This is a genomic window from Neorhizobium galegae (genome assembly GCF_017877135.1).
GTDB lineage: Bacteria > Pseudomonadota > Alphaproteobacteria > Rhizobiales > Rhizobiaceae > Neorhizobium > Neorhizobium galegae_A.
In genome coordinates this window covers 97657-123251 of record NZ_JAGIPH010000003.1, presented here as the reverse complement: position 1 = coordinate 123251, position 25595 = coordinate 97657, and the positions used below count along the sequence as shown (strand labels likewise).

General features: G+C 62.8%; 21 protein-coding genes. 6 read left to right on the top strand and 15 right to left on the bottom strand.

Going from position 1 to position 25595, the window contains the following annotated elements; translation table 11 throughout:
* Positions 1-169: 169 nt before the first annotated feature.
* On the top strand, positions 170-1156 hold the full coding sequence (locus J2858_RS24310) for a helix-turn-helix domain-containing protein (RefSeq protein ID WP_210104834.1): 987 nt from the start codon (positions 170-172) through the stop codon (positions 1154-1156).
* A gap of 67 nt (positions 1157-1223) precedes the next feature.
* Here the strand turns inward: J2858_RS24310 and J2858_RS10860 are convergent, their stop codons facing one another.
* The 14 genes from J2858_RS10860 to J2858_RS10795 all read right to left on the bottom strand — a co-directional run bounded on the left by J2858_RS10860 (position 1224) and on the right by J2858_RS10795 (position 17963).
* Complete coding sequence (locus J2858_RS10860) at positions 1224-2168, bottom strand: LysR family transcriptional regulator (RefSeq protein WP_210104833.1); 945 nt, start codon at positions 2166-2168, stop codon at positions 1224-1226.
* Between the two features lie 109 nt (positions 2169-2277).
* On the bottom strand, positions 2278-3774 hold the full coding sequence (locus tag J2858_RS10855) for a carboxylesterase/lipase family protein (RefSeq protein ID WP_210104832.1): 1497 nt from the start codon (positions 3772-3774) through the stop codon (positions 2278-2280).
* Position 3775: 1 nt separating this feature from the next.
* On the bottom strand, positions 3776-4570 hold the full coding sequence (locus tag J2858_RS10850; RefSeq protein ID WP_210104831.1) for an ABC transporter permease: 795 nt from the start codon (positions 4568-4570) through the stop codon (positions 3776-3778).
* An 8-nt stretch (positions 4571-4578) separates the two neighbouring features.
* The gene (locus J2858_RS10845) at positions 4579-5460 is read right to left on the bottom strand and encodes an ABC transporter permease (protein ID WP_210104830.1); all 882 of its coding nucleotides are present in this window, start codon (positions 5458-5460) and stop codon (positions 4579-4581) included.
* Positions 5457-6524: an ABC transporter ATP-binding protein gene (locus J2858_RS10840; RefSeq protein ID WP_210104829.1), complete on the bottom strand. Its 1068-nt coding sequence runs from the start codon at positions 6522-6524 to the stop codon at positions 5457-5459. Before J2858_RS10840 ends, J2858_RS10845 begins: the two co-directional genes overlap by 4 nt.
* Before the next feature lie 22 nt (positions 6525-6546).
* Complete coding sequence (locus J2858_RS10835; RefSeq protein ID WP_210104828.1) at positions 6547-7623, bottom strand: ABC transporter substrate-binding protein; 1077 nt, start codon at positions 7621-7623, stop codon at positions 6547-6549.
* 90 nt (positions 7624-7713) lie between these two features.
* Positions 7714-8730 carry a dipeptidase gene (locus J2858_RS10830; protein WP_210104827.1) on the bottom strand — a complete coding sequence of 339 codons (1017 nt, stop codon included), beginning with the start codon at positions 8728-8730 and terminating at the stop codon, positions 7714-7716.
* Complete coding sequence (locus J2858_RS10825) at positions 8730-9371, bottom strand: 2-hydroxychromene-2-carboxylate isomerase (protein ID WP_348635473.1); 642 nt, start codon at positions 9369-9371, stop codon at positions 8730-8732. Before J2858_RS10825 ends, J2858_RS10830 begins: the two co-directional genes overlap by 1 nt.
* Positions 9364-10839, bottom strand: a complete 1476-nt coding sequence (locus J2858_RS10820) for an NAD(P)/FAD-dependent oxidoreductase (protein ID WP_348635472.1) — start codon at positions 10837-10839, stop codon at positions 9364-9366. Before J2858_RS10820 ends, J2858_RS10825 begins: the two co-directional genes overlap by 8 nt.
* Positions 10840-11149: 310 nt before the next feature.
* Positions 11150-13075 (bottom strand): hybrid sensor histidine kinase/response regulator, encoded by a 1926-nt coding sequence (locus J2858_RS10815; protein WP_210104826.1) that lies wholly within the window; start codon positions 13073-13075, stop codon positions 11150-11152.
* Positions 13076-13178: 103 nt separating this feature from the next.
* A complete protein-coding gene (locus J2858_RS10810; RefSeq protein ID WP_210104825.1) occupies positions 13179-14684 on the bottom strand; it encodes an ATPase domain-containing protein in 1506 nt (501 codons plus the stop codon).
* A 269-nt stretch (positions 14685-14953) separates the two neighbouring features.
* Positions 14954-15595: a ThuA domain-containing protein gene (locus J2858_RS10805; RefSeq protein ID WP_210104824.1), complete on the bottom strand. Its 642-nt coding sequence runs from the start codon at positions 15593-15595 to the stop codon at positions 14954-14956.
* Positions 15596-15617: 22 nt separating this feature from the next.
* A complete protein-coding gene (locus J2858_RS10800; RefSeq protein WP_210104823.1) occupies positions 15618-16718 on the bottom strand; it encodes a Gfo/Idh/MocA family protein in 1101 nt (366 codons plus the stop codon).
* A gap of 39 nt (positions 16719-16757) precedes the next feature.
* Entirely contained in the window at positions 16758-17963 is a 1206-nt protein-coding gene (locus J2858_RS10795; protein ID WP_210104822.1) for an ROK family transcriptional regulator, read from the bottom strand.
* A gap of 209 nt (positions 17964-18172) precedes the next feature.
* On the opposite strand from J2858_RS10795, the gene J2858_RS10790 reads away from it, so the two are divergent.
* From J2858_RS10790 to J2858_RS10775, 4 genes are all read left to right on the top strand, one after another.
* The gene (locus J2858_RS10790; RefSeq protein ID WP_210104821.1) at positions 18173-19471 is read left to right on the top strand and encodes an extracellular solute-binding protein; all 1299 of its coding nucleotides are present in this window, start codon (positions 18173-18175) and stop codon (positions 19469-19471) included.
* Between the two features lie 85 nt (positions 19472-19556).
* On the top strand, positions 19557-20486 hold the full coding sequence (locus J2858_RS10785; protein WP_377297996.1) for a carbohydrate ABC transporter permease: 930 nt from the start codon (positions 19557-19559) through the stop codon (positions 20484-20486).
* Positions 20479-21327, top strand: coding sequence for a carbohydrate ABC transporter permease (locus tag J2858_RS10780; RefSeq protein WP_210104819.1), 849 nt, complete (start codon positions 20479-20481; stop codon positions 21325-21327). The genes J2858_RS10785 and J2858_RS10780 overlap by 8 nt, the downstream gene beginning before the upstream one ends.
* Positions 21328-21345: 18 nt before the next feature.
* Positions 21346-22413, top strand: a complete 1068-nt coding sequence (locus tag J2858_RS10775; RefSeq protein WP_210104818.1) for an ABC transporter ATP-binding protein — start codon at positions 21346-21348, stop codon at positions 22411-22413.
* A 60-nt stretch (positions 22414-22473) separates the two neighbouring features.
* Here J2858_RS10775 and J2858_RS10770 read toward each other — a convergent pair whose 3' ends face one another.
* Positions 22474-24582, bottom strand: a complete 2109-nt coding sequence (locus J2858_RS10770) for a carboxy terminal-processing peptidase (RefSeq protein WP_210104817.1) — start codon at positions 24580-24582, stop codon at positions 22474-22476.
* A gap of 298 nt (positions 24583-24880) precedes the next feature.
* Here J2858_RS10770 and J2858_RS10765 point away from each other — a divergent pair, with 298 nt between their 5' ends.
* A complete protein-coding gene (locus J2858_RS10765) occupies positions 24881-25579 on the top strand; it encodes a fumarylacetoacetate hydrolase family protein (RefSeq protein ID WP_210104816.1) in 699 nt (232 codons plus the stop codon).
* Positions 25580-25595 lie beyond the last annotated feature (16 nt).

Below are 25595 nucleotides of genomic sequence, written 5' to 3'. Positions count from 1 at the left end.
AAATTCGATTTTATGGAGAGATGCCATTCCCGATGGTGTATCGTCTTTTTCTCGAAGCAGCAAAAACTTCGAAATCAGCAGTATCAGCAGCGCCGCCGTGGCTTGATGTGCTTGCACGCATTATGCAACAGGACCAATAACGCTTGCGCTGGCGGGAATGGAGACAAAGGTGAGCAAGCCGTTTCGGTGGGGGAGTTTTTCACAGCTTGTTGATGCGGGGATCGTGGACGACAGCCAGCTTCAACAGGACAAGAACGGATGGTTCGAATGCACCTCAAAGCGGCTGAACGTCGATGAGGGCGAGGGTCATCTCCTCTACGTGAATACCCCCGACATGCGCGTTCTCGTGGCCAACTGCACCTTTCAGGAGGAACGGCGCTACGAGATCTGCGACGATGGCCTCTTTCGTTTCCATTTCGGCTTCGATGTCTCGATCGAGACCTGGATCGGCCGTGAGGTACGGCCGGAACTTACCGATAATGCGGCGGGCGTTCTCCTGGCCGGGGCGGATGATCGCATTCGGGAGCGTGTGCCTGCCGAGCAGCGCCAGACTTTCGTCACGATTGCCTGTCGTCCCGACTGGATCGAGGGGTTTTTCGGCATCCGGCTGCGCGATCAGCTGCCCGAGGGCGATGAGGAGCGGATGCATTATCCCCTGGCTTTCACGCCGACCCTGCGCAGCACGACGCAGGCCATTCTCGGCCGCGGCTATACGAGCATGCTCGACGCGGCCTTCGTGACCACTAAGGCTCAGGACATCATCCTCTCTGCCATCGACGGTGTCGCGCAGACGCGCAAGGCAGCAGCGCAAAGGCTGAGCCAGGCCGATATTGCGGCCGTGCGGACCGCGCACATGATACTCGAGGGTTGCTACAAAGATCCCCCGGATATCCAGACGCTCAGCCGGCGGGTCGGGGTCAATCGCACGAAACTCTTCTACGGTTTCAAACGGCTCTATGGCGTGTCGGTCGCGCAGTTCATCGACAGCCTGCGCATGAACGAGGCCCGCCGACTACTTCTGGACACCGACCTGTCTGTCTCACAAATCTCAGCGGAAGTGGGCTATGGCTATGCGGCCAGTTTCTCTACACGCTTCAAGGGCCATTTCGGCCATCCACCGCGGGCCTTGCGCGCAAGACACTCTGCGACAGAGTAGAGATCAGCCATCTTGAGATATCGACATCCAGCCTCGCCGCCCCTGCCCCCCTGCGCGACGTGATGGTTCAGCCGCTCTTCGGCGAGACGATGTGCTCATGCCGGCGATAGTTGGGCAAGGCGTTCGCCCGCCGTTCGATCGCGGCGATCAGACGCTGCACGGTGGACGGCAGAGGTGCGCCGGTTGCGGTAATCACGCCCCAGTAGAAGGGGATGTGAAAGGCAAGCGGCACCACGACGACATCGGCCACAGGCAGCCCGCTCAGCGTCACCGATTCGACGATGGCGACGCCAAGCCCCGCGCGCGCCAGCGACAGCGAGACATAGGTGGCATTGCTGTCGATGACGCCGCCCGGCTCGATCGACAATTCCGCAAGCGCCTCGTCGATGCGCATCCGCAGCCGGTAAGGATTGGCGGACGCGATCAGGCGGCGGCTCTTCAGGTCTTCCGGACGGATTGCCTCGCGGCTGGCCAAAGGATCACCGGCGGCCACCACGGCGACGCAGGGCACCTCGCCGATCCAGTGCACATCGACGCCGGGATTGTCGAGCGGCAGGCTCGCGATGCCGACATCGGCCGTCCGTGCCACAACCGCCTGAACCACGCTCTCCGACGCAATGCTCTGTACATGGACATGGGCGGGAAAGAGCTCGGCGGGGAGATCCTGCAGGGCCAGCGGAACGATGCCGGCCGCAATGGCCGGGATGGATGCGAGTTCGATGGCCTTTGCCTGTGACGATTCGATCTTTCGGGCCCGCTCGCTGATCGTCCTCAAGCCACTCAGGAACAGCTCGGCCTCTGCAAAGAAGGCAATGCCTTGCGCGGTCGGCCCGATGCGCGGGCCGTTGCGATGCAAAAGCGGAAACCCCAATTCGTGCTCCAGATCCTGGATCAGGCGGGTCACGACAGGCTGCGACTTTCCCAGCGCCTTTGCAGCACCGGTCATGCTGCCGATCGAGATGACCGCAACGAATGCTTCCAGCTGGCGGGTATCGAGGTATTCAGGCGGCATCAATGCTCCTGTGGACTTGGACATCCCGAATCACCGGTCCATTGTCGATGATGCGGTACGGGAAGGATAGCGACGCCGCGTGGCCGGCCTAAGACATGTGCAGGTGAGCCTATGCAGCATCGTCATGCTGCCAAAATCTGGTGCGGGCATCGAACGGATCGGTTTCAAACGAAAAACCTGCCCTGCGCTGCAGGCGCAAGACTGTCGGTTCCTCGCGACAATAGCGGGGCCAGAGACCGGCTGGCGTTACCGGCTGATGATCGCGGATGAACGAGGCCCAGACCGCGTGTACGCTTTCGGCAAAGAGCGGGTCACTGACTGCGTGGCGAGCGGGAAGCCGCGCCACATCCATGCCGCGGCGATACCAGACATCGGCCACTTCGGCGCCATGTCTTTCCCCCAGTTCGTCGGCTTCAATTGCACCGTAGAGATATTTGTAGACCGGCTGGCGGACGGCGTGCAGCCTGGCAAAGCGAGTCGCCGGGTTCTGGAACACGAGGTCGCCGCCGATGGCGCGCCAGATGCCGAGGGGCGAATGGTCCGGCAGCGCCTCACGGTATCGCCCGATGATTTCGGCGCCGGTCCACCCCATGGGCTGGACCCGTTCATGCAGAAGCCTTGCCGCATCGCCAAAATCCATCGGCGGCTGCGCCGTCGCATGCGTCGAATATTCCGCCGTGGTGCATCCGATCATCATCGGCACGTCAGCCGTTTTACCAAGCAGCGCGGCCTCTTCCGGATGGCGGGGAAGAGAGACGCCGTCGATGACCGGCACGAAGGGAACGCCGAGCATGGCGGCCGAGCCATCGCGGGCAAAATCGTGGTGCGTGTAGGACTGGTTGCAAAGGTCGCGCTGGGCGATCAGCAGCCGCTCGATGGGCATCGTGTGAAGCGCCGCCTCATCCGCCTGCAGATATGCGAGGAAGCGTCGATTGAGCTTTACGGCATCGTCCGTGGTTGCGATGGCGGTGCTTGCCCCGCTCTGCGGCATGGCTTTGGAAAACAGCCCCCTCGCCTGCGGCATGGCTATGAGGGCGGCGACGGAAAAGCCGCCGGCCGATCGTCCCGCCAGCGTCACCCGCGCCGGATCGCCGCCAAAGGCCGAAATGTTTTCCTTCACCCATTGAAGCGCGGCGATCTGGTCGAGCAGGCCACGATTGTCCGGCGACCCGTCGCTGAGGTGCAGGAAGCCGAGCGCGCCCAGCCGGTAATTGACGGTGACCTCGACAATGCCGCTTGCGGCAAAGGCACCGCTCTGCAGCACAGCCTCGTTGGCCGATCCGACCGCATAGCCGCCGCCATGGATCCAGACCAGAACGGGCGCTGAACCATCGAGCGAAGGCGTGCGGATGTTGAGCGTCAGGAAATCCTCGCCGACATCGAGGCTGGAGGTGGCAGCTGTTCCGACCGGGCCATAGGTCGGGATCTGCGGACAGACGGCGCTCAGCCTGTCTGCCTTGCGAATGCCGGACCAGCGCTCCACCGGCTGTGGCGCGGCAAAGCGGCGCTCGGGCGTGATTGGAGCTGCATAGGGAACGCCGAGAAAGACGGCGTAGCCATTTTCTTGAAAACCCTCGACGGTGCCGGACCTCGTTTCAACCTGCATGTCAGAGCGCCTTGCGCAGGCCGATCAGCCTTTCCACCCCGATCACCACGACAACCGAGATGAGGATGAGGATGACCGAGAGTGCTGCGATCTGTGGGTCGGTAGAGTGCTCGAGATAGTGATAGATCTCCGTCGGCAGCGTCGAGGCCTTCACCGACACGATGAACAGCGAGATCGTCGCTTCGTCGAAGGAAATCAGAAAGGCGATCACGCCGCCGGCCACCAGGCCCGGGCGCACCAGCGGCAAAGTGATCCGCCAGAAGACCATCAGCGGCGATGCGCCATGCACCCGTGCCGCCTCTTCGACACGCGCATCGACCGCCGTGAGGCTCATGGTGATGGTGCGCACCGTGTAAGGAATGGTGATGCCGAGATGCGCAAGCACGATGCCCGGATAGCTGTCCAGGAGACCGATCGGCGCAATCACCAGCATGATCCCAACGGCCAGCACGATATGCGGCACCAGGAACGGCGCCAGAATGAGGAAATTCACCGCTCCCCGTCCGCGAAATCTGTAGCGCACCAGAGACAGCGAAAGCAGCATGCCGGCCGATACCGCCACGAAGCCGACGACCGCCCCGATGGCAAGGCTTCGCCAGAAGGCGGAGACGAACTTCGCATTGTGGAAGACCTTGACGTAGGAGCCGAAGGACAGGCTCTCGGGCGGAAAGGCCAGATACTGGCGGGTATCGAAGGAAATGATGAAGACGATGATGATCGGCGCCAGCAGGAAGAGATAGAGCAGCGTGATCAGGATGGCCCAGGACAACCTGGGAAGGAAATTCTTGTCCGCCATGGCGTGCCTCACGTCTCGAGCGCGCTCAGCGCGCGCTGGTAGAGTAGGATGATGCTGCTGAACAGAACGAGCAGCATGACGGAAAGAGCGGCAGCCAGCGGCCAGTTGAGCGTCACAGTCGCCTCGTTGAAGACTTCCGTCCCCAGCACGAAGACGCGCCCGCCGCCCATCAGCCGCGGCGTGACGAAGGAGGAGATGGCCAGAACGAAGACCAACAGGGCCGCCGTCAGCACGCCCGGCAGGCTAAGCGGCAGGATAATGCGGGTGAACACTTTCAAGCGGTTGGCGCCGAGCATGGCGGCCGCTTCCTCCAGCTGCAGATTGAGCCGGCCAAAGCCGCTCAGCATGGCGAGAATGGCATAGGGCATCAGGATCTCGACCAGGGCAACCGTCGCGCCCAGACTGTTGTTGGACAGGCGAATGGGGCCACCGGTCAGCGACAGCGCCTGCAGCCCGCTGTTGATCACGCCACGATCCCCGAGGATCACCATCCAGCCATAGGTGCGCACGACGGAGGATGTCAGCAGCGGCGCAACGGCAAGCGCCGTCAGCACGCCGCGAAACCGGCTGGTGGTGCGGGTGAGAAAGAGCGCGATCGGATAGGAGAGAACGACCGCGGGCACGGCGACGTTGAAGCCGAGCACCAGCGTGTTCCAGGCCACCTGCCAGTAGAACGGATCAAACAGCACCGCCCGGTAGGACTCGAGCGTGACATCGCCACCGCCGAACGCGCTGGTCGTGTCGGAGGCAAACGAGGCGCGCAGCAGCCAGATCAGCGGCAGAAGAAAGGTCACCATCAGGGCGGCAAGCCCCGGCAGAAGCAGCATCAGCAGCAGCGCGCGGGAGTTCCCCCCGCTTCGGGGGGAGCCTGTGGCAGGCGCGGCACTCATGGTGCCTCCTCGCCCACCAGCGTGACATCCTCGGCAGCCACAGACAGCGTGACCTCGCTCTGCTTTTCCGGCAGCACGCCGGCATGCGTCGGCAGATCGGCCTGCAACAGCCTGTCACCGCAGCGCACCTGCAGGGTGAGCGTCTGGCCGCGATAGACGACATGCTCGACCGTGCCGGTAAAGCTGTTCGGCTGGCCTGCATCGGTTGCCAGGACCAGCCGGTGGGGACGGATCAGCAGTTGCACGGTCGAACCGAGCCTCGCATGACTGGTAAAGCGCAGCGGCTTCAGCCCCTCGACCATGGCAAGGCCGGGCTCGACCACCTTGCCCTTGAAGAAGGTTCCCGCGCCGATGAAGGAGGCAACGAACTGGGTCTGCGGCCGGTCAAAGATTTCGCGCGGCGTGCCGATCTGCTCCAGCCGGCCCGCCGACATCACCGCCAGCCGGTCGGCCATCGACAGCGCCTCGTCCTGGTCATGCGTCACGAAGATCGCCGTGACACCCGTGCGCGCCTGGATGTCGCGGATTTCATCCCGCATCTCGTCACGCAGCTTGGCATCGAGATTGGACAGCGGCTCGTCGAGAAGCAGAAGTTCCGGCTCGATCACCAGCGAGCGGGCAATCGCCGCACGCTGCTGCTGGCCGCCGGAGAGCTGGCTTACCTTGCGCCCGCCAAGGCCCGTAAGCTTGACGAGATCGAGCGCCTTCAGGACACGCTCCTCCCGCTCGCTTCGCCCGACCTTGCGCATTTCCAGACCAAAGGAAATGTTCTCGGCCACCGTCATGTGGGGAAACAGGGCATAAGCCTGGAAGATCATGCCCATGTTGCGCTTGTGCACGGGGATCGACGACACGTCCCGACCGTCGATCCGGATCGCCCCCGACGTCGGGTCGACAAGGCCGGCGATCATCCGCAGGATCGTCGTCTTACCGCAGCCCGATGGTCCGAGAAGCGCCAGCATCTCGCCGCGCGGCAAGGAGAAGCTGACGCTGTCGACGGAAGGTTTCGGCGCGCCCGGATAGGTCTTCACGAGTTGGTCGATGACGACGTGATGATCAGCCATGGCCGCCGGTTCTCCCTGAGGGTCAGTTGAGTGCGATGACTTCGCGGGTGATGCGCTGGATCCAGGCCGCATACTTGTCGGCGACGAAGTTCCAGTCGAGCGACATCTGGGCGGCCTGGGCCTCCTTAGACCCGTAGATGCGGACAGCCACGGCATCCGGCAGGCTCACCTTGGTGTTGACCGGACCGTAGAAGCTCTTTTCCGCGAATGTCGCCTGCGCCTCGGTGCCGAGGGCATAATTGATGAACAGCTGCGCTGCCTCGGCATTCTTGGAATTTTCGACTAGGCCAATCGTATTCGTCTGGCCGATCGAGCCTTCCTTCGGTGCCGCAACGCCGATCTTGCCGCCCTGGGTGTCGTGCAGATACTGCGCGCGGCCGTTCCAGCAGATCGACAGGTCCGCTTCGCCGCTCTGGATCACCGCGTAGCAATCGGGTGCCGGTTCCCAGGTGGAGACGTTGGGCGCCATCTTCTTCAGGAAATCCAGCGCCGGATCGATGCTCGTCTTGTAGTCGGTGCCGGCAATCTTGTCGAGGATGGGCAACAGGATGACGCCGCGCGTATCGCTGAGCTTGGCGGCGATCCGGCCCTTGTATTTCGGATCGGCGAGATCCGTCCAGCTGGTCGGAGGCTGCTTTACCGTCTCGGTGTTATAGAGGATCGCCAGGTTATCCTGCGAAAAGGCCACGGCCTGATCGCCCTCGAGGCGCGCCCAGGCGGGCATCTCGTCGAGCACTTTCACCTTGGAGGGATCGAGCTTCGCAAAAATTCCGCCCTTTGCCGCCTTGATGGCAACGGCCACGTCGATCAGCGCCACGTCGATCTTCGGATCGGCCTTTTGCAGCGTGAGCAGGGCAAGCGTTTCCGCCGAATTCTTGCTCTGCTGGTAGGTGACGGTGATATCGGGATACTTGGCCTTGAAGGGGTCGATGACGAATTTCTGGTAGTTTTCCGCAAAGACGCCGGAAAAGCCGACGATGTTGACGGTGCCCTTCACGGAGGCATCCTGTGCCAAGGCCACGCCCGAAAGCGCCAGCAGCCCGGCCGCGACAAGGCCGGTGCGGGCGAAGAATTGCGTCATGCGTTTGTTCGTGTCCATTGTCATCTCCGTCTGTCGGTTGTCGGCGAACACGTCCCGTGATCGCCACGCAGGTTCAGTCTTGGCAATGCATTGCTGACGCAGCCGCGATCAGGGCGTCGGTGTCCAGGCCTGATCCAGGACACGAAGCCAGTTGCCGCCGAGGAGCTTGCGCACGAGATCGGCACTCCAGCCGCGCGCCAGCATCCGCGCCGTCAGGTTCGGCATTTCGGTCATCCGCTCGATGCCCTTCGGCTTGTTGATCTTCACATTGCCGAATTCGGTGAGTTTGCGGGCCGTGCCCTTGTCCTTATTGGCCCAGAGCAGCCAGGGGCCGGGGCGCGGACGGTCCAGCGAGAAATCCGTTCCGATGCCGACATGATCCTCACCGACCAGATCGATGATATAGGCCATGGCATCGAGATAATCCTCGACGGTGGCATCGTTTCCGGCGGCAAGCCCGGGCGCAAACAGGCTGACGCCGATCAGGCCACCCTTTTCGGCGCAGGCCACGAACAGTTCGTCGGGCTTGTTGCGCTTCACATCTTTGAGCGCCCGCGGCAGGACGTGCGAAATGCAGACCGGGCTTTTGGAGCGCGCAATCACGTCGGCGCTGGTCTTGTCGCCGACATGGCTCAGATCGCAGAGCACGCCAACGCGGTTCATCTCGGACAAGATCTCGCGGCCAAAGCCGGTCAGGCCGCTGTCGACCTCTTCCAGATAACCGGCGCCCGAATAGTTCTGGGTATTGTAGGTCAGCTGCATGATGCCGACGCCGAGATCCTTGAAGATTTCGACATAATCCAGCTTGTCCTCGAGCGGCGAGGTGTTCTGCCAGCCGATGATGATGCCGGTCTTGTTCTCGGCCTTTGCCGCGTGAATATCGGCCACCGTGCGGACCGGCCGCAGGATGTCGTCGTTCTCGCGCAGGAAGCGCTTCAATTCGGAGACATAGCCGATGCCTTCGCGGAAATTCTCCCACAACAGCGAGGAAACGTTGACCGCCGTCAGGCCGCCGGCGCGCATTTCCTCGAAAATCGACCGGCTCCACTGGCAGGTCTGCAGCCCGTCGACAATGATGGCGCCCTCATGCAGTGACTTGGCTTCGGCCGGGATTGCATCGGTCATCAGATGGCTTCCTTTCGTGCAAGGGTCGCGTTACGGGCGTTCAAAGCCCTGTCCACGAAGTCGAGACGATCCTGTCCCCAGAAGAGTTCGTCGCCGACGACATAGGTCGGCGTTCCGAAAATGCCGCGCTGCTCGGCCTCGGCGAGATTGCCCTGCCATTCCGCGACAATTGCCGGCGGCTGGTGCTCGACCACAAGCGCGGCCGCATCCGCGCCGACGGTGGACATTGCAATCGCCCGCAGGGTGTCGAGATCGGCGATATCGCGATCCTCGGCCCAAAGCGCGCGCTGGACGGCAAAGGAAAAGGAGAGCGCGTCGAGCCCCGCCGCCTGCAGGGCAATGACTGCCTGCGCGGCAGGCTCGATGGTGCGGCACGGATAGAATTTTGGCTTGAGGTTCAGGGCCATGCCGAGAAATTCGCGCCAGCGGCGGAGCTCGATTTCATGATAGAGCTGGCGTGCATCGGGGCGCGTGCGCAGCGGAATTCCGCCGTTTGCCTCGATGATGCGGATGGGCCGCAGACGAACCGCTGCACCGTTGCGACGCGCGATGGCCACGGCACGTTCCGCACCGAAATATGCCCAGGGCGATGAAATCCCGTAAAAAATCTGCAGTTCGGGTGCCGTTTCGGTCTCAGCCACGCAAAATGTCCTCATATGTATCGGCATCGGTCCATTCGTCGCCGAAAAGCTCCGGCGTCTCGAAGGTCATGAATCGGTCGAGATGCCAGGCGCGGTCCTCGACGAATAGCGAGCGGGCAAGACCCGTTGCCAGCCGCGCCGCGCCCTCGCTGATCGAGGGAATGCCGCTGGTGATCTTGCCGTGGGAGGGAACGGCCGGATAGGCAAAGCAGGAGATGCGCGAGATGGCCGCTGCCGTCTGCGGATCGAGCCCCGGCTTCGGCTGGAATTCGAAGGCCGGGCCGAGATAAGGCGTGGCGGCGATGCCGGCATGCTCCCATCCGGCCGGCGGCGTGTAGGCATCGCGCCAGAGCAGGATCTTGTCGTCCAGCGCAGAAAATTCCGGCCGCGCGGAAAAATCCACCGAGAAGCCGGTGGCGAAGATCACGAGGTCGGCGCCGTAGCGCCCCTTGGGTGTCACGACATCGACGGCACCGTCCCGCTCGACGAGATCCTCGACCGGGCTTGCCAGATGAAAATGCGCATTGGCATGCCGCGTGACCCTCAGCACGCTGTGCCGCGGCGGCGGGATCTGCGCGCGCTCGCCGGCAACCATATAGGTCCACTTGTCGGCGTCCGGCAGTCCCAGATAGCCATGCGTCATGCCCTGGCTGCCGATGCCTGTGAACTTGTCGATGCGCGGAATATCGGCGCGACGCACGAAGATATCGACGCGCGCTGCACCGGCCTCAAGTGCGGCTGCGGCATTGTCCATTGCCGAGGCCCCTGCCCCGACGACGGCCACGCGCTTGCCCTTCAGCAACGCCATGTCGATCAGATCCGCGCCATGGCAGACGAAGCGCGACGACACGCGGCTTGCGACCGCCGGCATGGTCGGCGCGCCGAGACCATCGAGACCGGTCGCAAGAACGACGCGGCGCGCGAGCACGGTCTCGACGCCGTCCGCGTTTTCAAGTTCAAGCGAAAGAAGACCATCCGGACGAATATCGAGGCGGGTCAGCGCCGTCTCGTTCACGACATCGAGCGCCAGCACGCGCCGATACCAGACGAGATAATCCATCCACATCGGCCGCGGGATGAGATCCATGGCCAGGTAGGCCTCCGCGCCGAATTGCGCCTCGAACCAGGCACGGAAGGTAAGCGAGGGAATGCCGAGCGCAGGCCCGACCGCTTCCTTGCGGGTCCGCAGCGTTTCCATGCGCGCATAGGTGATCCAGGGCCCCTCGCTGCCGGCGGGGCTGCGGTCATAGGCGCGTGCATTGAAAATGCCGATCTTGCGAAGCGCGGCCAGTGTCACAAGCCCGCAAAGGCCAGCGCCCACCACCGCGACATCGAGCACGTCGGCGCCCTCGGCCTCACTCGACGGCATCCAGGCCTTCGGCGGCTGGCCGAGCCACAGAAGATCTAGCTCCAGGCGCTTTTCGAGAGCCTCGAGCCCCACCGGACGTTGCAAATCAATCGCGCTCACTGTCGCCGTCTCATTATGTCATTAAAGCATTATCAAGAGGCTATAATTCATTTTTAAAAATGTAAATTGCGGAGTCTGCCGAAATTCGCGGCAAGCAAAAATAATATCCAGCCGTCAACGGTGCGGAATGTTTTCTCTATATCTGGTTTGAACAGGGGATTGTTCTGCCCCCACGCAGACCGGACCGCCCGCGTTGACGGGGACAATCGATGCGGGTCAGGCGTCAGCGATGATGTCTCGCGCCTTGCATGTCGCAGGCACGGTACATGTGGTCACGCCGGGTGCGCAAAGAACGAGCTGTTGTAAGCCCTTAACACACCTTGTCGATCATCTGCGCCAGTTGCTCCTGGGTATAGGGTTTGGCCAGGCGCGCCACGTCGATCTCGATGCCGGACGGCAGATCCGCGTAACCGGAGGCCATGAGGATGGAGAGAGACGGCAACTTTTCCCGCGCGGCTCTGGCGAGTTCCGCGCCTGTCATGCCGGGCATGGAATAGTCCGTGATCAGGAGGTCGAAGGGCGCGCTCGTCTCCAGAAGATCAAGCGCCTCCTTGCCGGAATGGGCTTCCACCACATCATGACCGAGATCGCTCAGCATGTCAGCCGAACTCATGGCGATCAACACATCGTCATCCACCAGCAGGATCCGCTTCGGGCCGGTTCTGTCGTGGGGCGAGGCCAAGGCGCCCGCTTGCTCCATTCGCTGGGGGGTCTCGGTGGAAACCGGGATCCACAGCTCGGCCGTCGTCCCCACGCCCGGCGTACTGTCGAGCTTCAACTGACCGTTCAATTGCAGTGCCAGACCGTGCACCATCGACAGGCCAAGGCCGGTGCCCTTGCCCAGTTCCTTGGTGGAAAAGAACGGTTCGATCGCCTTCTGCAGCGTATCGGCATCCATGCCCTGCCCCTCATCGATGACGGACAGCACCACATAGGCGCCGGGTGCCAGTATATCGGGCCCTGCCAGTTGATCCACCTGCCGCAACTGAATGCGCAACGCGCCGCCATCGGGCATCGCATCGCGCGCGTTGACGGCCAGATTGAGAAGCGCAAGCTCCACCTGGTTCGCATCTGCCAAGACCTGGGGAATGTGTTCGGGAACGCTCACGGAAATGGCGATGCGCGAGCCGACCGACCGTTGCAAGAGGTCTTCCATCTCCGTCACCAAGTTGACGAGATTGACCGGGCCGACCTGCAGGTCCTGGCGGCGCGCGAAGGCCAGCAGACGCTGCGTCAGGGAGGCGCCGCGCCGTGCGCCCTGCAAGGCACCGTCGATCAGACGGGTCGCCTTGACGTCACCGCTCACATGCTTGCGCAGCAGTTCGAGATTGCTGAGAACCGCCATCAGCAGATTGTTGAAATCATGCGCGACACCGCCGGTGAGCTGCCCGATCGCCTCCATCTTCTGGGCCTGGCGAAGCTGCTCCTCGGCCCTTTCGCGCTGGCTGACCTGCGCCAGCATCTCCTCATGCGCCTCGCGTAGCGCCCGGGTTCTCTCGGCAACCCTCTCCTCCAGCATTTCGTTGAGCTGCCGTTGCTGCTCCTCGGCCTGCAGGCGCTCGGTGATGTCGGCAGACACGCCGACGAGGCGGACAGGCCGGCCGGCACGGTCCCGCTGAAGCTGGGCGCGGATTTCGGCGCCGTGGATGGACCCGTCAGGCCAGACAGTGCGGTAGGCGATGGTGTAATCGGACCCTGCCTCCAGCGTCTCAGCCACCGCCTGGCACATCCGCTCGACGTCATCCGGATGGATGGCGGAGAGCAGATCCTCGTAGGTGAAGCCATCCTCCGGGTCGCGCCCGAAAATGCCCTTGAATGCAGCTGAAGCCATCAGCTCACCGCTTGCCAGATCCAGTTCCCAGGCGCCGAGGCGACCAGCCTCCAGCGCCGTCTGCAGGCGCCGTTCTCCCTCGTCGAGCGCCTCCATGCGCAGCCGCGCCTCATATTGCCGGCGCCGCCCGCGCAGGGCCGAGCGGATAACGCTGATGAAGGAGGTGGGGTGAAAGGGCCGTTCGATGAAGCTGACATTGCCGAGCACATCCGAAAGCCGCGCCGCCGCCGGATTGCGCTCCGGACCGCCACCGCGTGCTGTCAGGATGATGATGGGAAGATCGGACCAGCTTGGCTGCGTCTCGATCCACCTTGCGAGCGGACGCAGATCCGCCGAGCGCAGCGCCTCTTCCGTGATCACCACAAACGCCACATCGTCAGTCAGGCTCGCCACCAGCACGTCCATCGACGGAACCGGCCTGGAAACGACATCTGCTTCCTGCAGCAGGGAGGCAGCAATCTGCGCATCGCGGCCAAGCGGAGCATGGATCAGACCAAAAACGGCACGGTTAGGAATGGGAGCCGTCCTCCCGGAGCGTGGGCAAGAGAGGCTGGTCGCCGACAAATTCCGGAACGCCGCGCAAGACGCCCTGGAAGTCGGAGAGAGGATCGCCCAGCGTCAGACCGGTTTCGCCGATCTTGTATTCGCGGATCGTTTCCTCGTGCGGGCCTGTGCGCTTCTTGATCACCGAGATTGCCCGGCGCACGCGACCCTGCGCCTCGAAATAGCGCAGAAGGATGACGGTGTCGGCGAGATAGGTGACATCCACCGGCGATTTCATGTCGCCGACCAATCCATGCTGCGCCACCGTGATGAAGGTGTTGGCGCCCTGCCGGTTCAGGTATTGCAGCAACTCATGCATATGCAGCACCAGCGCATTTTCTTCGGGCATCGCCGCCTGATAGCCGTTGATGCTGTCAATGACGACCGTCTTTGCATCAAAGCTTGCGACGCGGTCGCGCACGCGCTGGGTAAATTCGCCCGGCGACAATTCCGCCGCGTCCAGCTGTTCGACATGGACGAGACCCTTGTCCCGCATACCTTCAAGGTCCAGCCCCATCGCCCGGGTCCTTGAGAACAGCAGCCCCAGTTCCTCGTCGAAGATGAAGATGGCGGCGCGCTCGCCACGCTCGACCGCGGCTTTGACAAATTGCAGCGAGAACAGGGTTTTGCCCGTGCCGGCCGGACCAAGCAGCAACGTGCTCGACCCGCGATCGACACCGCCGCCGAGAAGCTTGTCCAGCGCAGCAATGCCCGTCTGCAGAATTGTTCGCGCAAAGCCCGTCCGGTGTTCGACTGCGCGCAATCGCGGGAAGACCGCAAGGCCACCGGTGCGGATGACGACATCATGATAGCCGCCACGAAACGCCTGCCCGCGATATTTCAGCACCCGCAGCCGACGGCGCTCGGAGCCGTATTCCGGCGCCAGCTGTTCAAGATGGATGACGCCGTGGACGACGCTGTGCACGGTCTTGTCGGCTGCATCCGACGTCATGTCATCAAGCAGTAGGACCGTTGCATCCGAGCGCGAGAAGAAATGCTTCATGGCCAGAATCTGGCGGCGGTAGCGCAGCGACCCTTGCGCCAACAGGCGGATTTCCGACAGGCTGTCGATCACCACCCGATGCGGCCTCACTCGCTCGAAAGCCTGGAAGATCAGCTTGGTCGTTTCGCCAAGCTCGAGGTCGGCGGAGTAGAGAAGGCTCTGCTGCTGATCGGCATCCAGCAGGCTTTCGGGGGGAACAAGCTCGAAAATCTCGACGGCGCCGTCAATGTCCTTGCCGTGGGAACGGGCGCTGTCGCGCAGTTCCTCCTCCGTCTCCGACAGGGTGATGTAAAGGCACCGCTCGCCGTTTGCAGCACCTTCCAGAAGAAACTGGATGGCAACCGTCGTCTTGCCCGTTCCGGGAGCGCCTTCCAGCAGGAAGACGTGGCGGCGCGTGAGGCCACCCGCCAGAATGTCGTCCAGTCCCTCGACGCCGGTTTTGGCTTTCGTCGTTGAGATTTCCGTCATGCGCCCTCCTTGAAGATCCGGTTAGATAGGGCGGTCCTTCCTGTTTGGTAGACGACAAGATGCCATTTCGACACGTTTTGTTCCGCCCTGCGCAGGACACGCACGTGCCGCGTGCGGCTTTCAGGCAGCGAAAACGAGGAAAAGGAAACGACGCAGCCGCTTCCTGCAGAGCGACAAGTCGAAAGGCGACGCAGCCCTTCCCCACGCCCCTTTTCGGGGCATGGAGATGTTGAGGAGATGTCGGTGGTGACAAGACGCGGAGGCCGCGTTCAGCGAGCCGCCCACTGTGCGCCGCGACGAAAGATCGTGCGCATCTGCGGCACGTCGAATTCCTTGGCGACATGGCCAAGCGACGAATAGAACACGCGGCCCTTGCCGTAATTGCGCTTCCAGACGACCGGCATCACCACCCCGTCGATCCAGTAGGCATGATCACCGCGAAACGTCGTCGTCGCCAAAACCTCGTTGGAGGGATCGACATGCATGTAATACTGCTCGGACGTGTAGGGGAAATCGCCGATGCCTTCCATGACCGCATCGTCCGGCCGGGTAACGTTCACGGTGTAATCGATGATATTGCCCGGATGGGCGACCCACTGGCCGCCGATGATGAACTGATATTCGACACATTCGCGGAAGGCATCGCCGGCGCCGCCGTGATAGCCGGCAATGCCGACACCACCCTCGACAGCGGCGGCAAGGTTCTTTGCCTCCTCCTTCTCGATCTTCGACATGGTCATGATCGGCACGATCAGCGACAGGTCATGGATCGACGGATCGGCAAAGGCCTCGGTGGTGTTTTCCAGATAGACCTTGAAACCGTCCTCCTGGAGAATATCCCTTATGATATGGGCGCATTCCTGCGGTTCGTGGCCGCTCCAGCCACCCCATACGATCAAAGCTTCGCGCATCTTGGTCTCCTCCAAATCAGTGTCAGCGAGCAAGCTCGCCGTTCAGCAGTGATTGCTTGAGCGGCGCCGGCCGCTCCGGTCGTGTGGTGATAGTGACGGTCTCGCCCGTGTCCGAGGCGCGCCCGAAGGCTTCCATGACCTCCAGCACATGCAGCGCCAGATCGCCATTGGCACGGTGCGGGCGGCCGGACAGGATGGCATGCGCCATGTCGGCAACGCCAAGAGAGCGGAAATTGCCATCGGCATAGGGTTCGGTGGTGGCCTGCGGCTCGAAGGCGCCACCCTTCTTCAACAGCTCGATCTCGCCGCCGAACCGGTTGGGGTCCGGAACGATCAGCGTGCCTTCCGTACCGTAGACCTCGATCGGCACATGCTTGTGGCCTGCCACATCAAAGCTCATGCCGATCTGAACGATGGCGCCGCTTTCAAAGGCCATGACACCGCAGACATGCGTGGGAATATGGACCGGAATTTTCTGTCCGTTGCGCGGCTCGCTGGTGATGATGCGCTCGCTGCGCGGCGCAATCGCAAAGCCCGCCACCCGCGCGACCGGCCCCAGAAGGTTGACGAGATCGGTGATGTAATAGGGCCCCATGTCGAGCATCGGCCCGCCGCCGGCTTCGTAATAAAAGTCCGGGTTCGGATGCCAGCGCTCGTGACCGGGGCACATGAAGGTGGCCGTGCCGCCGACCGGCGTGCCGAGCACGCCCGTATCGATGATCGCCCTCGCCGTCTGGTGGGCGCCGCCGAGAAACGTATCGGGCGCCGCACCGATGCGAAGACCGCGGGCGGAGGCCGTCTCAGCCAGTTTCTGCCCTTCTGCGAAAGTAACACCGAGCGGCTTTTCGCTGTAGGTGTGCTTGCCATGCGCAAGGGCCTGAAGCCCCACCTCGACATGCGCCTTCGGCACCGTCAGGTTGACAATCAGCTGGATGGCAGGATCGGCCAACAGTTCATCGATGCCACGCGCGACAAGGTTGAACTCGGCGGCGCGCTGCTCGGCCAGTCCCCGGTTGAGATCGGCAATGCCCCGGATATCGAGGACCGGAAACGACGCCATGGCCGTGAGATAGGCCGAAGAGATATTGCCGCATCCGATGATGCCAATGCCGAGCTTTTCCATGGTTCTCCTCCCAATGCAGATGCTGGATCGACCGCGCCGTCAAAGGCTCAAGGCCGGGCCCGTGGTTCCCCAGGGCGATTCGTAAAGTTCGCGCAGGGCAACGACCGCTGCCCCTTGCGCCCAGGCCTCGTCGGGCGATTCATCGAACACCAGTTCGGCGACCTCCCGGATCGAGCGTGGAATGGCCTGCGCGTAAGACTGGCGCAGGCTGTCGGTGAACATCGCCCCGAGCGACAGCGTCTGGCCGACGATGATGACGCGCGGCGGTCCGAAGAGCGTGACGATATTGGCAATGGCAAGCCCGACGGCCTCTCCGGCCCGCAGCGCCGCCGCCGCCAGCGGATGATCCCTGGAGGCAATCAGCGCCTGCGCATGGGCCATGCCGCGCCCGAGCCGCACGGCTTCGGCAAAATGCCCGCTCGCCTGCTGCTCGCCAAGGATCGCTGTTTCCCCGGCAATGGCCGAGAGCCTCACCGTTTCGTCAAGCGTTGCACCAAGGACGAGGTCGCCGAGGTTATGGCTGAGACCGCCCGCGCCGCGAAACAGCTGGCCATTGTGCAGAAGCGCAAGTCCCAGCGTCTGCTCCAGCGACACGATGACGAAATCATCGAGGTCGCGCGCCTGGCCGAACCAGTGATGGGCAAGGGCGATCGCATGCGCATCGCTTTCCACGATGGTCGGACGGTTGAGCCGGCTGGTCATCTCCTCGGCAAAATTGACGTCGGTCTCGCGAAAGACCGGGCTGGAGCGGACCTTGCCGGTGCGGTGCTCAACGACGCCCGGAAGCCCCAGGCACACGGTGTCGATATCGCCGAGCGACAGGCCGGCATCGACGACGCAGCGACGCACGCCATCCTCGACGAGATCGCTGATCACGGCGATCGGAAGACGGTCCACCCGCACCGGGATGGTGAGCTTCGACAGCACCTCGCCGCAAAAATTCGTCAGCGCAAAGACGATGCGGTTGGTGGCGATCTTGGCGCCGACGACGCGGGCCGCATCCGGATTGAGTTCCAGCATCACGCGGGGGCGGCCGCGAGCCGCCGTATTGCGGATATCGCCCTCGTGTCTCGTGAGGATCAGCCCGTCATCGAGCAGCGAGGCCGTGATCGCAGACACCGTGGTGGTGGACAGCTGCGAGCGTTCGCTGATCTCGACCCGCGAGATCGGCCCTCGCCTGCGGATCTTGTCGAGCACCGTGAACCGGTTGATCGCGCGCATCAATTCTGGGTCTGCAGTCTTCATGGATCAGCGGATGCTCACGAAAGGAACCGAACCTGCAGAGGGATATTTTTGCAGGGATACGAACTAAATAGCGGCGAGGCAGTGCACGTTGTCAAGCCACGCCGCTCAAATTATCGGCGAATTCGATTGACAACGCGTCAGATGTCGTTTGAATTAATCCGCATAAGGGAAAAATTGAGGATGGTTATTTCCCTTGGGAGGAGACATCAATGACCGATCATCATCGGGCGCCTGTTGGCGCCTGGCTGAGCACGCTTGCCGCGGCCACAGCCCTTTCCGCAATTGTCTGCACACCGGCGATGTCGGCGCAGACCGTCGTCAAATGGATGCACGTGGAGACCGTCCCTGCCTATGTGCAGGCCTGGGAGGAGATTGCCCAGAAATACGAGGCGCAGCATCCGGATGTCGACATCCAGCTGCAGTTCCTCGAAAACGAAGCGTTCAAGGCCAAGTTGCCGACGCTGCTGCAATCGGACGCCGCCCCGGACTTCTTCTACAGCTGGGGTGGTGGCGTGCTGCGCCAGCAGGCCCAGACGGGCGCGCTGAAGGACCTGACCGAGGCGATGAATGCCAATGGCGGCGCCTGGGCGAAAACCTACAAGCCGGCCGCGGTGAACGGCTTCACCTTCGACGGCAAGATCCACGCGGTTCCCTATCGGATGGGCACCGTCAGCTTCTTCTACAACCGGGAGCTTTTTGCCAAGGCAGGCGTGAAGGCGGACAGCATCAAGACCTGGGACGATTTCCTCGGCGCCGTCAAGACGCTGAAGGCCGCCGGCATCACGCCGATTGCCGGCGGTGGCGGCGACAAGTGGCCGCTGCATTTCTACTGGAGCTATCTCGTCATGCGCAATGGCGGGCAGAAGGTGTTCGAGGCGGCGAAGAACAAGGAAGGCGAAGGCTTTCTGGACCCGGCCGTGATCAAGGCCGGCGAGCAGCTTGCCGCGCTTGGCAAACTGGAGCCGTTCCAGAACGGCTATCTCGGCGCCACCTGGCCGCAAACGCTGGGCGCCTTCGGCGATGGCCGCGCCGCCATGCTGCTCGGCTTTGAAAACACCGAGCCCAACCAGAGAAAGAATGCCGGCGACGGCAAGGGGCTCGCCTCCGACAATATCGGCCGTTTCGCCTTCCCGACCGTCGCGGGCGGCGCCGGCAAGGCAACCGATACGCTGGGCGGCCTCAACGGCTGGGGTGTCACCAAGCGTGCCTCCCCCGCCGCGATCGACTTCCTGCGCTTCCTCACCAGCCCGGAAACCGAGCGGGAGCTTGCTGCCAAGGGCATGATCATCCCGGCGGCCGTCAACGCTGAGGATGCGCTGAAGGATCGGCTCGTGCGCGAATCCGCCGATCAACTGGCGGCGTCCACCTGGCACCAGAACTTCTTCGACCAGGATCTCGGCCCTTCCGTCGGGCGCGTGGTCAACGATGTCTCCGTGGAAATCCTGTCTGGACAGATGACCGCGAAGGATGGTGCCCAGGCAATCCAGGACGCCATCGAGCTGGAGTGAGTGCACGGCCGGCAAGAGCGTTCAGGCGCTTTTGCCGGCCGCCCCGCCTCCCCATCGATCGACGAGGAAGAATGGGATGACCAATATGACCGCGAGCCTTGGCGAGGCGTCCGTTCCGGATGCCGCCGCACATGTGCGCTACAAGAGCCCGACCGCCCGCGGCAGGCTGCCGGCGCTCATCATTTTCCTGCCACCGGCGCTGCTTCTGTTTACGCTTTTCGTCATTCTGCCGATGGGGGAAGCAGCCTGGTACAGCCTCTATCGCTGGAACGGCTACGGCACACCGACGGAATTCGTCGGCACGCGCAATTTCCAGGTGCTGTTCAACAATGCGGCCTTTTCGCAGGCGCTGGTCAATAACGGCCTGATCATCCTTGTGTCGCTTCTTCTGCAGGTACCGCTCGCCATCTGGCTTGCGGTGATGCTCAGCCGAAAGATCGCCGGCGTCGTTGCCTTCCGGCTGGTGTTCTTCCTGCCCTATGTGCTGGCCGACGTTGCAGCCGGCCTCATCTGGCGCTTCGTCTATGACGGCGATTACGGCCTGTTTGCCGCCATTGCCGGCTTTTTCGGCGTCGCCACCCCTTATGTGCTCGCCGACAAGGATCTGGCCATCTACGCGGTCCTTGCGGTGGTCATCTGGAAATATTTCGGCTTCCACATGATGCTGTTCATCGCCGGCCTGCAGGCGCTCGACAAGAGCATCATGGAAGCGGCCGAGATCGACGGGGCGACGGGCTGGCAGAAGTTCCGCTTCATCACGCTGCCGCTGCTCGGCTCGACGGTCCGGCTCTCCGTCTTCTTTGCCATCATCGGCTCGCTGCAGCTGTTTGACCTCATCATGCCGCTCACCGGCGGCGGCCCGTCCAATTCGACGCAGACCATGGTCACCTTCCTCTACACCTACGGCGTCACCCGCATGCAGGTCGGTCTCGGCAGCGCCGTCGGTGTCGTCCTCTTCGTCATCTGCGTGACGATCGCCTTCGGCTACAAAAGGATCTTCATGCGCCATGACTGACACGACCTCCACCCGCCGCATGCCGATCGGCACCCGGATTTATCTTTACCTGTCGCTGTCGCTGGTGGCGGCCATCGTGCTGGTGCCGCTGGTGACGACGGCTCTTGGCGGTTTCAAGACGCTCGGCGACCTCAGGGTCAATCCGTTCGGCCTGCCCAGCGACTGGGTCTGGTCGAACTATGTCGATATCCTCTTCGGCGAGCGCTACTGGCGCCAGATGGTCAACTCGCTGATCATCGCCTGCACCACCGTGTTCCTGACGCTCGTCGTCTCGTCGATGGCGGCCTTCTGCTTTGCCCATATCCGGTTTTTCGGGGCAAACCAGCTGCTCAACTATTTTCTCATCGGCCTGATGTTTCCGGCAGCCACCGCCATCCTGCCGCTGTTCATCCGCATCCGCGATCTGGGCCTGCTCGACAGCTATTGGGGCGTGATCCTGCCGCAGGTGGCCTTCGGGCTCGGCATGAGCATCCTTCTCTTCCGCAACTATTTCCGCAACCTGCCGGAAGACCTGTTCCAGGCGGCCTTTGTCGACGGCTGCGGCTATATCCGCTTCTTCTGGTACATCTCGCTGCCGCTGTCGCGGCCGATCGTTGCGACCGTCGGCATCGTCACCTTTGTCAGCAGCTGGAACAGCTACATCCTGCCGCTGATCATGCTGAACACCGAGAGCAAATACCCCTGGCCGCTCGGCATCATGGTCTATCGCGGTGAATTCGGCACCGACTGGCAGCTTGTGCTGGCCTTCATCACGCTCACCATCCTGCCGACGATCATCGTCTTCTTCCTCGCGCAGAAACACATCATCGCAGGCCTGACGGCCGGCGCAGTCAAGTCTTGAGACAAAAGGATACGCATCATGGCATCGGTCGGTCTCCGTCACATCGCCAAGAGTTACGGCGCGCTGCAGGTCGTCCACGACGTGTCGCTTGCCGTCGAGGATGGTGAGTTCATCGCGCTGGTCGGCCCCTCCGGCTGCGGAAAGTCGACGCTTCTGCGCATGATCGCCGGGCTTGAGGACATCACTGGCGGCGAAGTCTTGATCGGCGGCACGGTCGTCAACGCCATGACGCCGCGCGAGCGCAATATCGCCATGGTGTTCCAGTCCTACGCGCTTTACCCGCATATGTCGGTCGCCGACAATATGGGCTTCAACCTGAAGCTTGCCGGCGTGACGAAGCCTGAGATTGCCCGGCGCGTGCAGGAAGCGGCCAGGATGCTTGCGCTCGAGGATCTGCTTCAGCGAAAGCCGAGCCAGCTGTCCGGCGGCCAGCGGCAGCGTGTCGCCATGGGGCGTGCCGTCGTGCGCGATCCGGCCGTGTTCCTCTTTGACGAACCGCTCTCCAACCTCGATGCCAAGCTGCGCGTGCAGATGCGCACCGAAATCAAGGCGCTTCACCAGAAGGTCGGCACGACCTCCATCTACGTCACGCACGACCAGATCGAGGCGATGACGCTTGCCGACCGCATCGTCGTTCTCAATGCCGGCCGCATCGAACAGGTCGGCACGCCGATGGAGCTTTACCGGACGCCCGCGAATCTCTTTGTCGCGGGCTTCATCGGCTCGCCCGCGATGAACCTGCTGGAGGGCACGATCGACGCGGACCAGGACCAGCCGGTGGTGCGGCTGAACGGTGGCTCGTCCATTCGCATCGCGCCGGAGCGGCGCGTGCGTCGCGGCCAGAGCGTCCGGATCGGGCTCAGACCGGAGCATCTGACGGCAACAGGTGACGAGAGCATCGGGGGCCAGACGCTGCTGGTCGAACCGACCGGTGCCCAGACGCATGTGCTGTTCGAGTTTGCCGGCCAGCAGATGACCGCGGTGGTCGATGGCGACCATCCGGCCCGCCATGGCACGCCGTTTCGCGCCGGCATCGACCGCAACCTCGTCTACGTGTTCGACGGCGAAAGCGGAAAGACCCTGTAGAACCCATCCCTATGGAAAACCCATCCGATGCCGGTCAAGGCCGGCATCGGATGCAAGACGTCAGTCCGTCTTGCCGGTCGGAGCGCCCGCCCGGCCCTTTTCGCCAAGCAGATCAACCTGATCGGAGAGGATCGCGGCCGCTTCGGTGCGCAGCACATCCTTTTCGTTCTTGCGGGCATTTTCGATCGCCACATCGGCCCTGAGGCTGCGCTCGTTCGACTGCAGCCCGTCATCCGACGTATCGCCGATATCTTCGCCCGCCTGGCGGGCTGCCTTCAGCCGCGCGGCCACGGCATCGACCTCCCGCTTGCGCTCGGCTTCGTTGAGCGAGACGGAGGGCTTTTCCCGTTGTGCCCTCATTTCGGCGGCAGTTTCGACGAAGCGCTGGAAATCGGCATTTCCTTTCACACGCGCATCGTGGCGCTCCTGCAACTGCGGCAGAACGGCCTTGATATCGGTCTTGGCCTTATAGGTGGCAGGCTTGATCTGCGCCCAGGGCAAGGCATTGTCAAAGCTCGATTCGCCGAGCGTCTTCGGATCGGACAGGCTCGGCAGGCTGATATCGGGCGTTACGCCGCGCAGCTGCGTGGTGCCGCCATCGACGCGGAAGAACTGCGCAATGGTCAGTTTCAGCTGACCGAAGATCGGCGTCGTATTGCGGGCAATCTGATCGAGGTCGATCACCGTCTGCACCGTGCCCTTGCCGAAACTCTGCTCGCCGACAATGACGCCACGTCCGTAATCCTGAATGGCGGCGGCAAAAATTTCAGACGCCGAGGCAGACCCGCGGTTGATCAGCACGGCGAGCGGCCCCGCCCAGGCCGGATGACGGCGGTCATCGTTTTCCACCTCGACCTTGCCCGTCGCATCGCGTTGCTGCACGACCGGCCCGCGCCCGACAAACAGGCCCGTCAGGTCGATCGCCTCCGTCAGCGAGCCGCCGCCATTGTTGCGCAGATCCATGAGAACGCCGTCGACATTCTCCTCCTTCAGCTCGCCAAGCAGCTTTTCGACGTCGCGGCTGGCGCTGCGATAATTCTTGTCACCCTTCCGGCGCGCGTCGAAATCCTCGTAGAACACCGGCAGCGTGATCACGCCGATCTTGCGGGTGACACCACCCTCCTGCACCGGGACGACCGTCTTCTGGGCCGCCTGCTTTTCGAGACTCACCTTTTCGCGCACAAGGCTGATGATCCGGTGGCTGCCGCTCTCGCCGGCATCGACCGGCAGGAGGTCGAGACGCACGATGGTGCCCTTGGTGCCGCGGATGAGCTGCACGACCTGATCGAGGCGCGTGCCGACGACTTCCGTGATGGGGCCTTCGGCACCCTGCCCGACGCCGACGATCCGGTCGCCGACGGCGAGTTTTCCCGACACCTGCGCCGGCCCGCCCGGAACCAGTTCGCGCACGGTGGTATAGCCGTCGCGGTCCTGCAGCACAGCCCCGATGCCGACGAGGGAGAGCTTCATCGAGATGTCGAAATCGGCGGAAGCGGAGGCGCCGAAATAATCCGTGTGGGGATCGACCGAGGTGGTGTAGGCCGCCATGAACGACTGGAAGACGTCTGCGCTATTATAAGTGTTCACGCGGTCAAGCAGGTTCTTGTAGCGCTTGTCGAGCGTCTCGCGGATCGCGTCATCCTTCTGGCCGGCAAGCTTCAGGCGCAGCCAGTCATTCTTAGCGCGCTTGCGCCAGAGGTCGTCGGCCTGCTCAGCCGTCTTCGGCCAGGGCGCCTTGTCGCGCGAGAGCGTCAGTTCTTCCTGCAGGCTGAAATCAAAACCCTTCTTCAACTGCCCCCGCGCAAAGCTGACGCGCTCAGCCATGCGCTCGAGATACACGTCGAAGATGGCGAACGGGATATCGAGCTTTTCGCTCTTGATGGCATCGTCAATGCGCGTGCGGTCGGCGGCGAAGGAATCGATGTCGGACTGCAGAAAGAAGCTGCGATCCGGATCCAGCGACTGCAGATAGCGATCGAGGATCTTGCCGGAGAGGGCGTCATCAAGCGGCACCGGCTTATAGGCATAGCGTGAGAGCAATTGCGCACTCAGATTGGCAGCCTTGCCCTGCCCTTCCAGCGGCACCAGATGCGGCGGCGCCGAATCGAGCGCATGCACCGGCACGGCCAAGATCAGGAAAAGGCCCAGTAAACTGTTTATGAGGCGCATGAGCACATTCCTTCCGCGTCCATCTTCGTCCTGATGGTGGTGAAACACCCGGAGCCATTTGGCAACCTGATAAATGCAAACTGCACCAAACGGTGAACATCCGTGTGCGTCAGGACGGGTACTCGCCCGGCGAGCAAGGGGCGCAGCCGACAGATCCGCCCGAGCCGCTGATTGCGTTGCACCTCTCCCGTTCCAGACGCGGGCGACACTCCGCCGGATGTGAACAGAGGGCCACGAAAATCCCAAGACAAAGCGCTCACTCTGTTTTACGGATGATTCAGGATTCTGATCAAGGAACATGTGCATGCCAGACACGCCCCTCGTCTTTCCGCTGCCCGCCCCGGTGCTCCTGCCGATCAAGGGATCGCAGGCTGCCTTTCCGGTACGCCGCGTTTACTGCGTCGGGCGAAACTATGCCGATCATGCCATTGAAATGGGCCACGACCCGTCGCGCGAGCCGCCCTTCTTCTTCCAGAAAAACCCGCAGAATCTGGTGACCGACGGCCGCTTCCCCTATCCGCCCTTGTCATCCAACGTGCATTTCGAGGTGGAACTGGTGATGGGGCTGAAGGCGGGCGGTCGCGATATCGCGCTTGATGCCGCCTTCGATTGCGTCTGGGGCTACGGCGTCGGCATCGATTTCACCCGCCGCGACCTGCAGGATCTCGCCAAGAAGGCCAGCCGGCCGTGGGAAGCGGCCAAAGCCTTCGAGGCCTCTGCCCCGGTATCCCCGCTTGTGGCAGCCGAGGCCATCGGCCACCCGCAGACGGGCGCGATCTGGCTCGACGTCAACGGCGCGCGCAAGCAGTCGGGCGATCTGGCGCAGATGATCTGGAAGCTGCCGGAAATCATCTGCGAGCTTTCGAAACTCTTTACGCTTGCCCCCGGCGATATCATCATGACGGGAACACCGGCAGGCGTCGGGCCGATCGTGGCCGGCGACCGTATCACCTGTGGCGTCGAAGGCGTGGCCGACCTCGCAATCGATGTGATCTGACAGGCAGCTTTGGCAG

What these genes read in the sequence shown, in the direction of transcription:
- J2858_RS10860 (WP_210104833.1), bottom strand. Translation starts at nt 2,168, where the DNA reads ATGCCGCCTGAATACCTCGATACCCGCCAGCTGGAAGCATTCGTTGCG.
- J2858_RS10855 (WP_210104832.1), bottom strand. Translation starts at nt 3,774, where the DNA reads ATGCAGGTTGAAACGAGGTCCGGCACCGTCGAGGGTTTTCAAGAAAAT.
- J2858_RS10850 (WP_210104831.1), bottom strand. Translation starts at nt 4,570, where the DNA reads ATGGCGGACAAGAATTTCCTTCCCAGGTTGTCCTGGGCCATCCTGATC.
- J2858_RS10845 (WP_210104830.1), bottom strand. Translation starts at nt 5,460, where the DNA reads ATGAGTGCCGCGCCTGCCACAGGCTCCCCCCGAAGCGGGGGGAACTCC.
- J2858_RS10840 (WP_210104829.1), bottom strand. Translation starts at nt 6,524, where the DNA reads ATGGCTGATCATCACGTCGTCATCGACCAACTCGTGAAGACCTATCCG.
- J2858_RS10835 (WP_210104828.1), bottom strand. Translation starts at nt 7,623, where the DNA reads ATGGACACGAACAAACGCATGACGCAATTCTTCGCCCGCACCGGCCTT.
- J2858_RS10830 (WP_210104827.1), bottom strand. Translation starts at nt 8,730, where the DNA reads ATGACCGATGCAATCCCGGCCGAAGCCAAGTCACTGCATGAGGGCGCC.
- J2858_RS10815 (WP_210104826.1), bottom strand. Translation starts at nt 13,075, where the DNA reads ATGGACGTGCTGGTGGCGAGCCTGACTGACGATGTGGCGTTTGTGGTG.
- J2858_RS10810 (WP_210104825.1), bottom strand. Translation starts at nt 14,684, where the DNA reads ATGACGGAAATCTCAACGACGAAAGCCAAAACCGGCGTCGAGGGACTG.
- J2858_RS10805 (WP_210104824.1), bottom strand. Translation starts at nt 15,595, where the DNA reads ATGCGCGAAGCTTTGATCGTATGGGGTGGCTGGAGCGGCCACGAACCG.
- J2858_RS10800 (WP_210104823.1), bottom strand. Translation starts at nt 16,718, where the DNA reads ATGGAAAAGCTCGGCATTGGCATCATCGGATGCGGCAATATCTCTTCG.
- J2858_RS10795 (WP_210104822.1), bottom strand. Translation starts at nt 17,963, where the DNA reads ATGAAGACTGCAGACCCAGAATTGATGCGCGCGATCAACCGGTTCACG.
- J2858_RS10790 (WP_210104821.1), top strand. Translation starts at nt 18,173, where the DNA reads ATGACCGATCATCATCGGGCGCCTGTTGGCGCCTGGCTGAGCACGCTT.
- J2858_RS10785 (WP_377297996.1), top strand. Translation starts at nt 19,557, where the DNA reads ATGACCGCGAGCCTTGGCGAGGCGTCCGTTCCGGATGCCGCCGCACAT.
- J2858_RS10780 (WP_210104819.1), top strand. Translation starts at nt 20,479, where the DNA reads ATGACTGACACGACCTCCACCCGCCGCATGCCGATCGGCACCCGGATT.
- J2858_RS10775 (WP_210104818.1), top strand. Translation starts at nt 21,346, where the DNA reads ATGGCATCGGTCGGTCTCCGTCACATCGCCAAGAGTTACGGCGCGCTG.
- J2858_RS10770 (WP_210104817.1), bottom strand. Translation starts at nt 24,582, where the DNA reads ATGCGCCTCATAAACAGTTTACTGGGCCTTTTCCTGATCTTGGCCGTG.
- J2858_RS10765 (WP_210104816.1), top strand. Translation starts at nt 24,881, where the DNA reads ATGTGCATGCCAGACACGCCCCTCGTCTTTCCGCTGCCCGCCCCGGTG.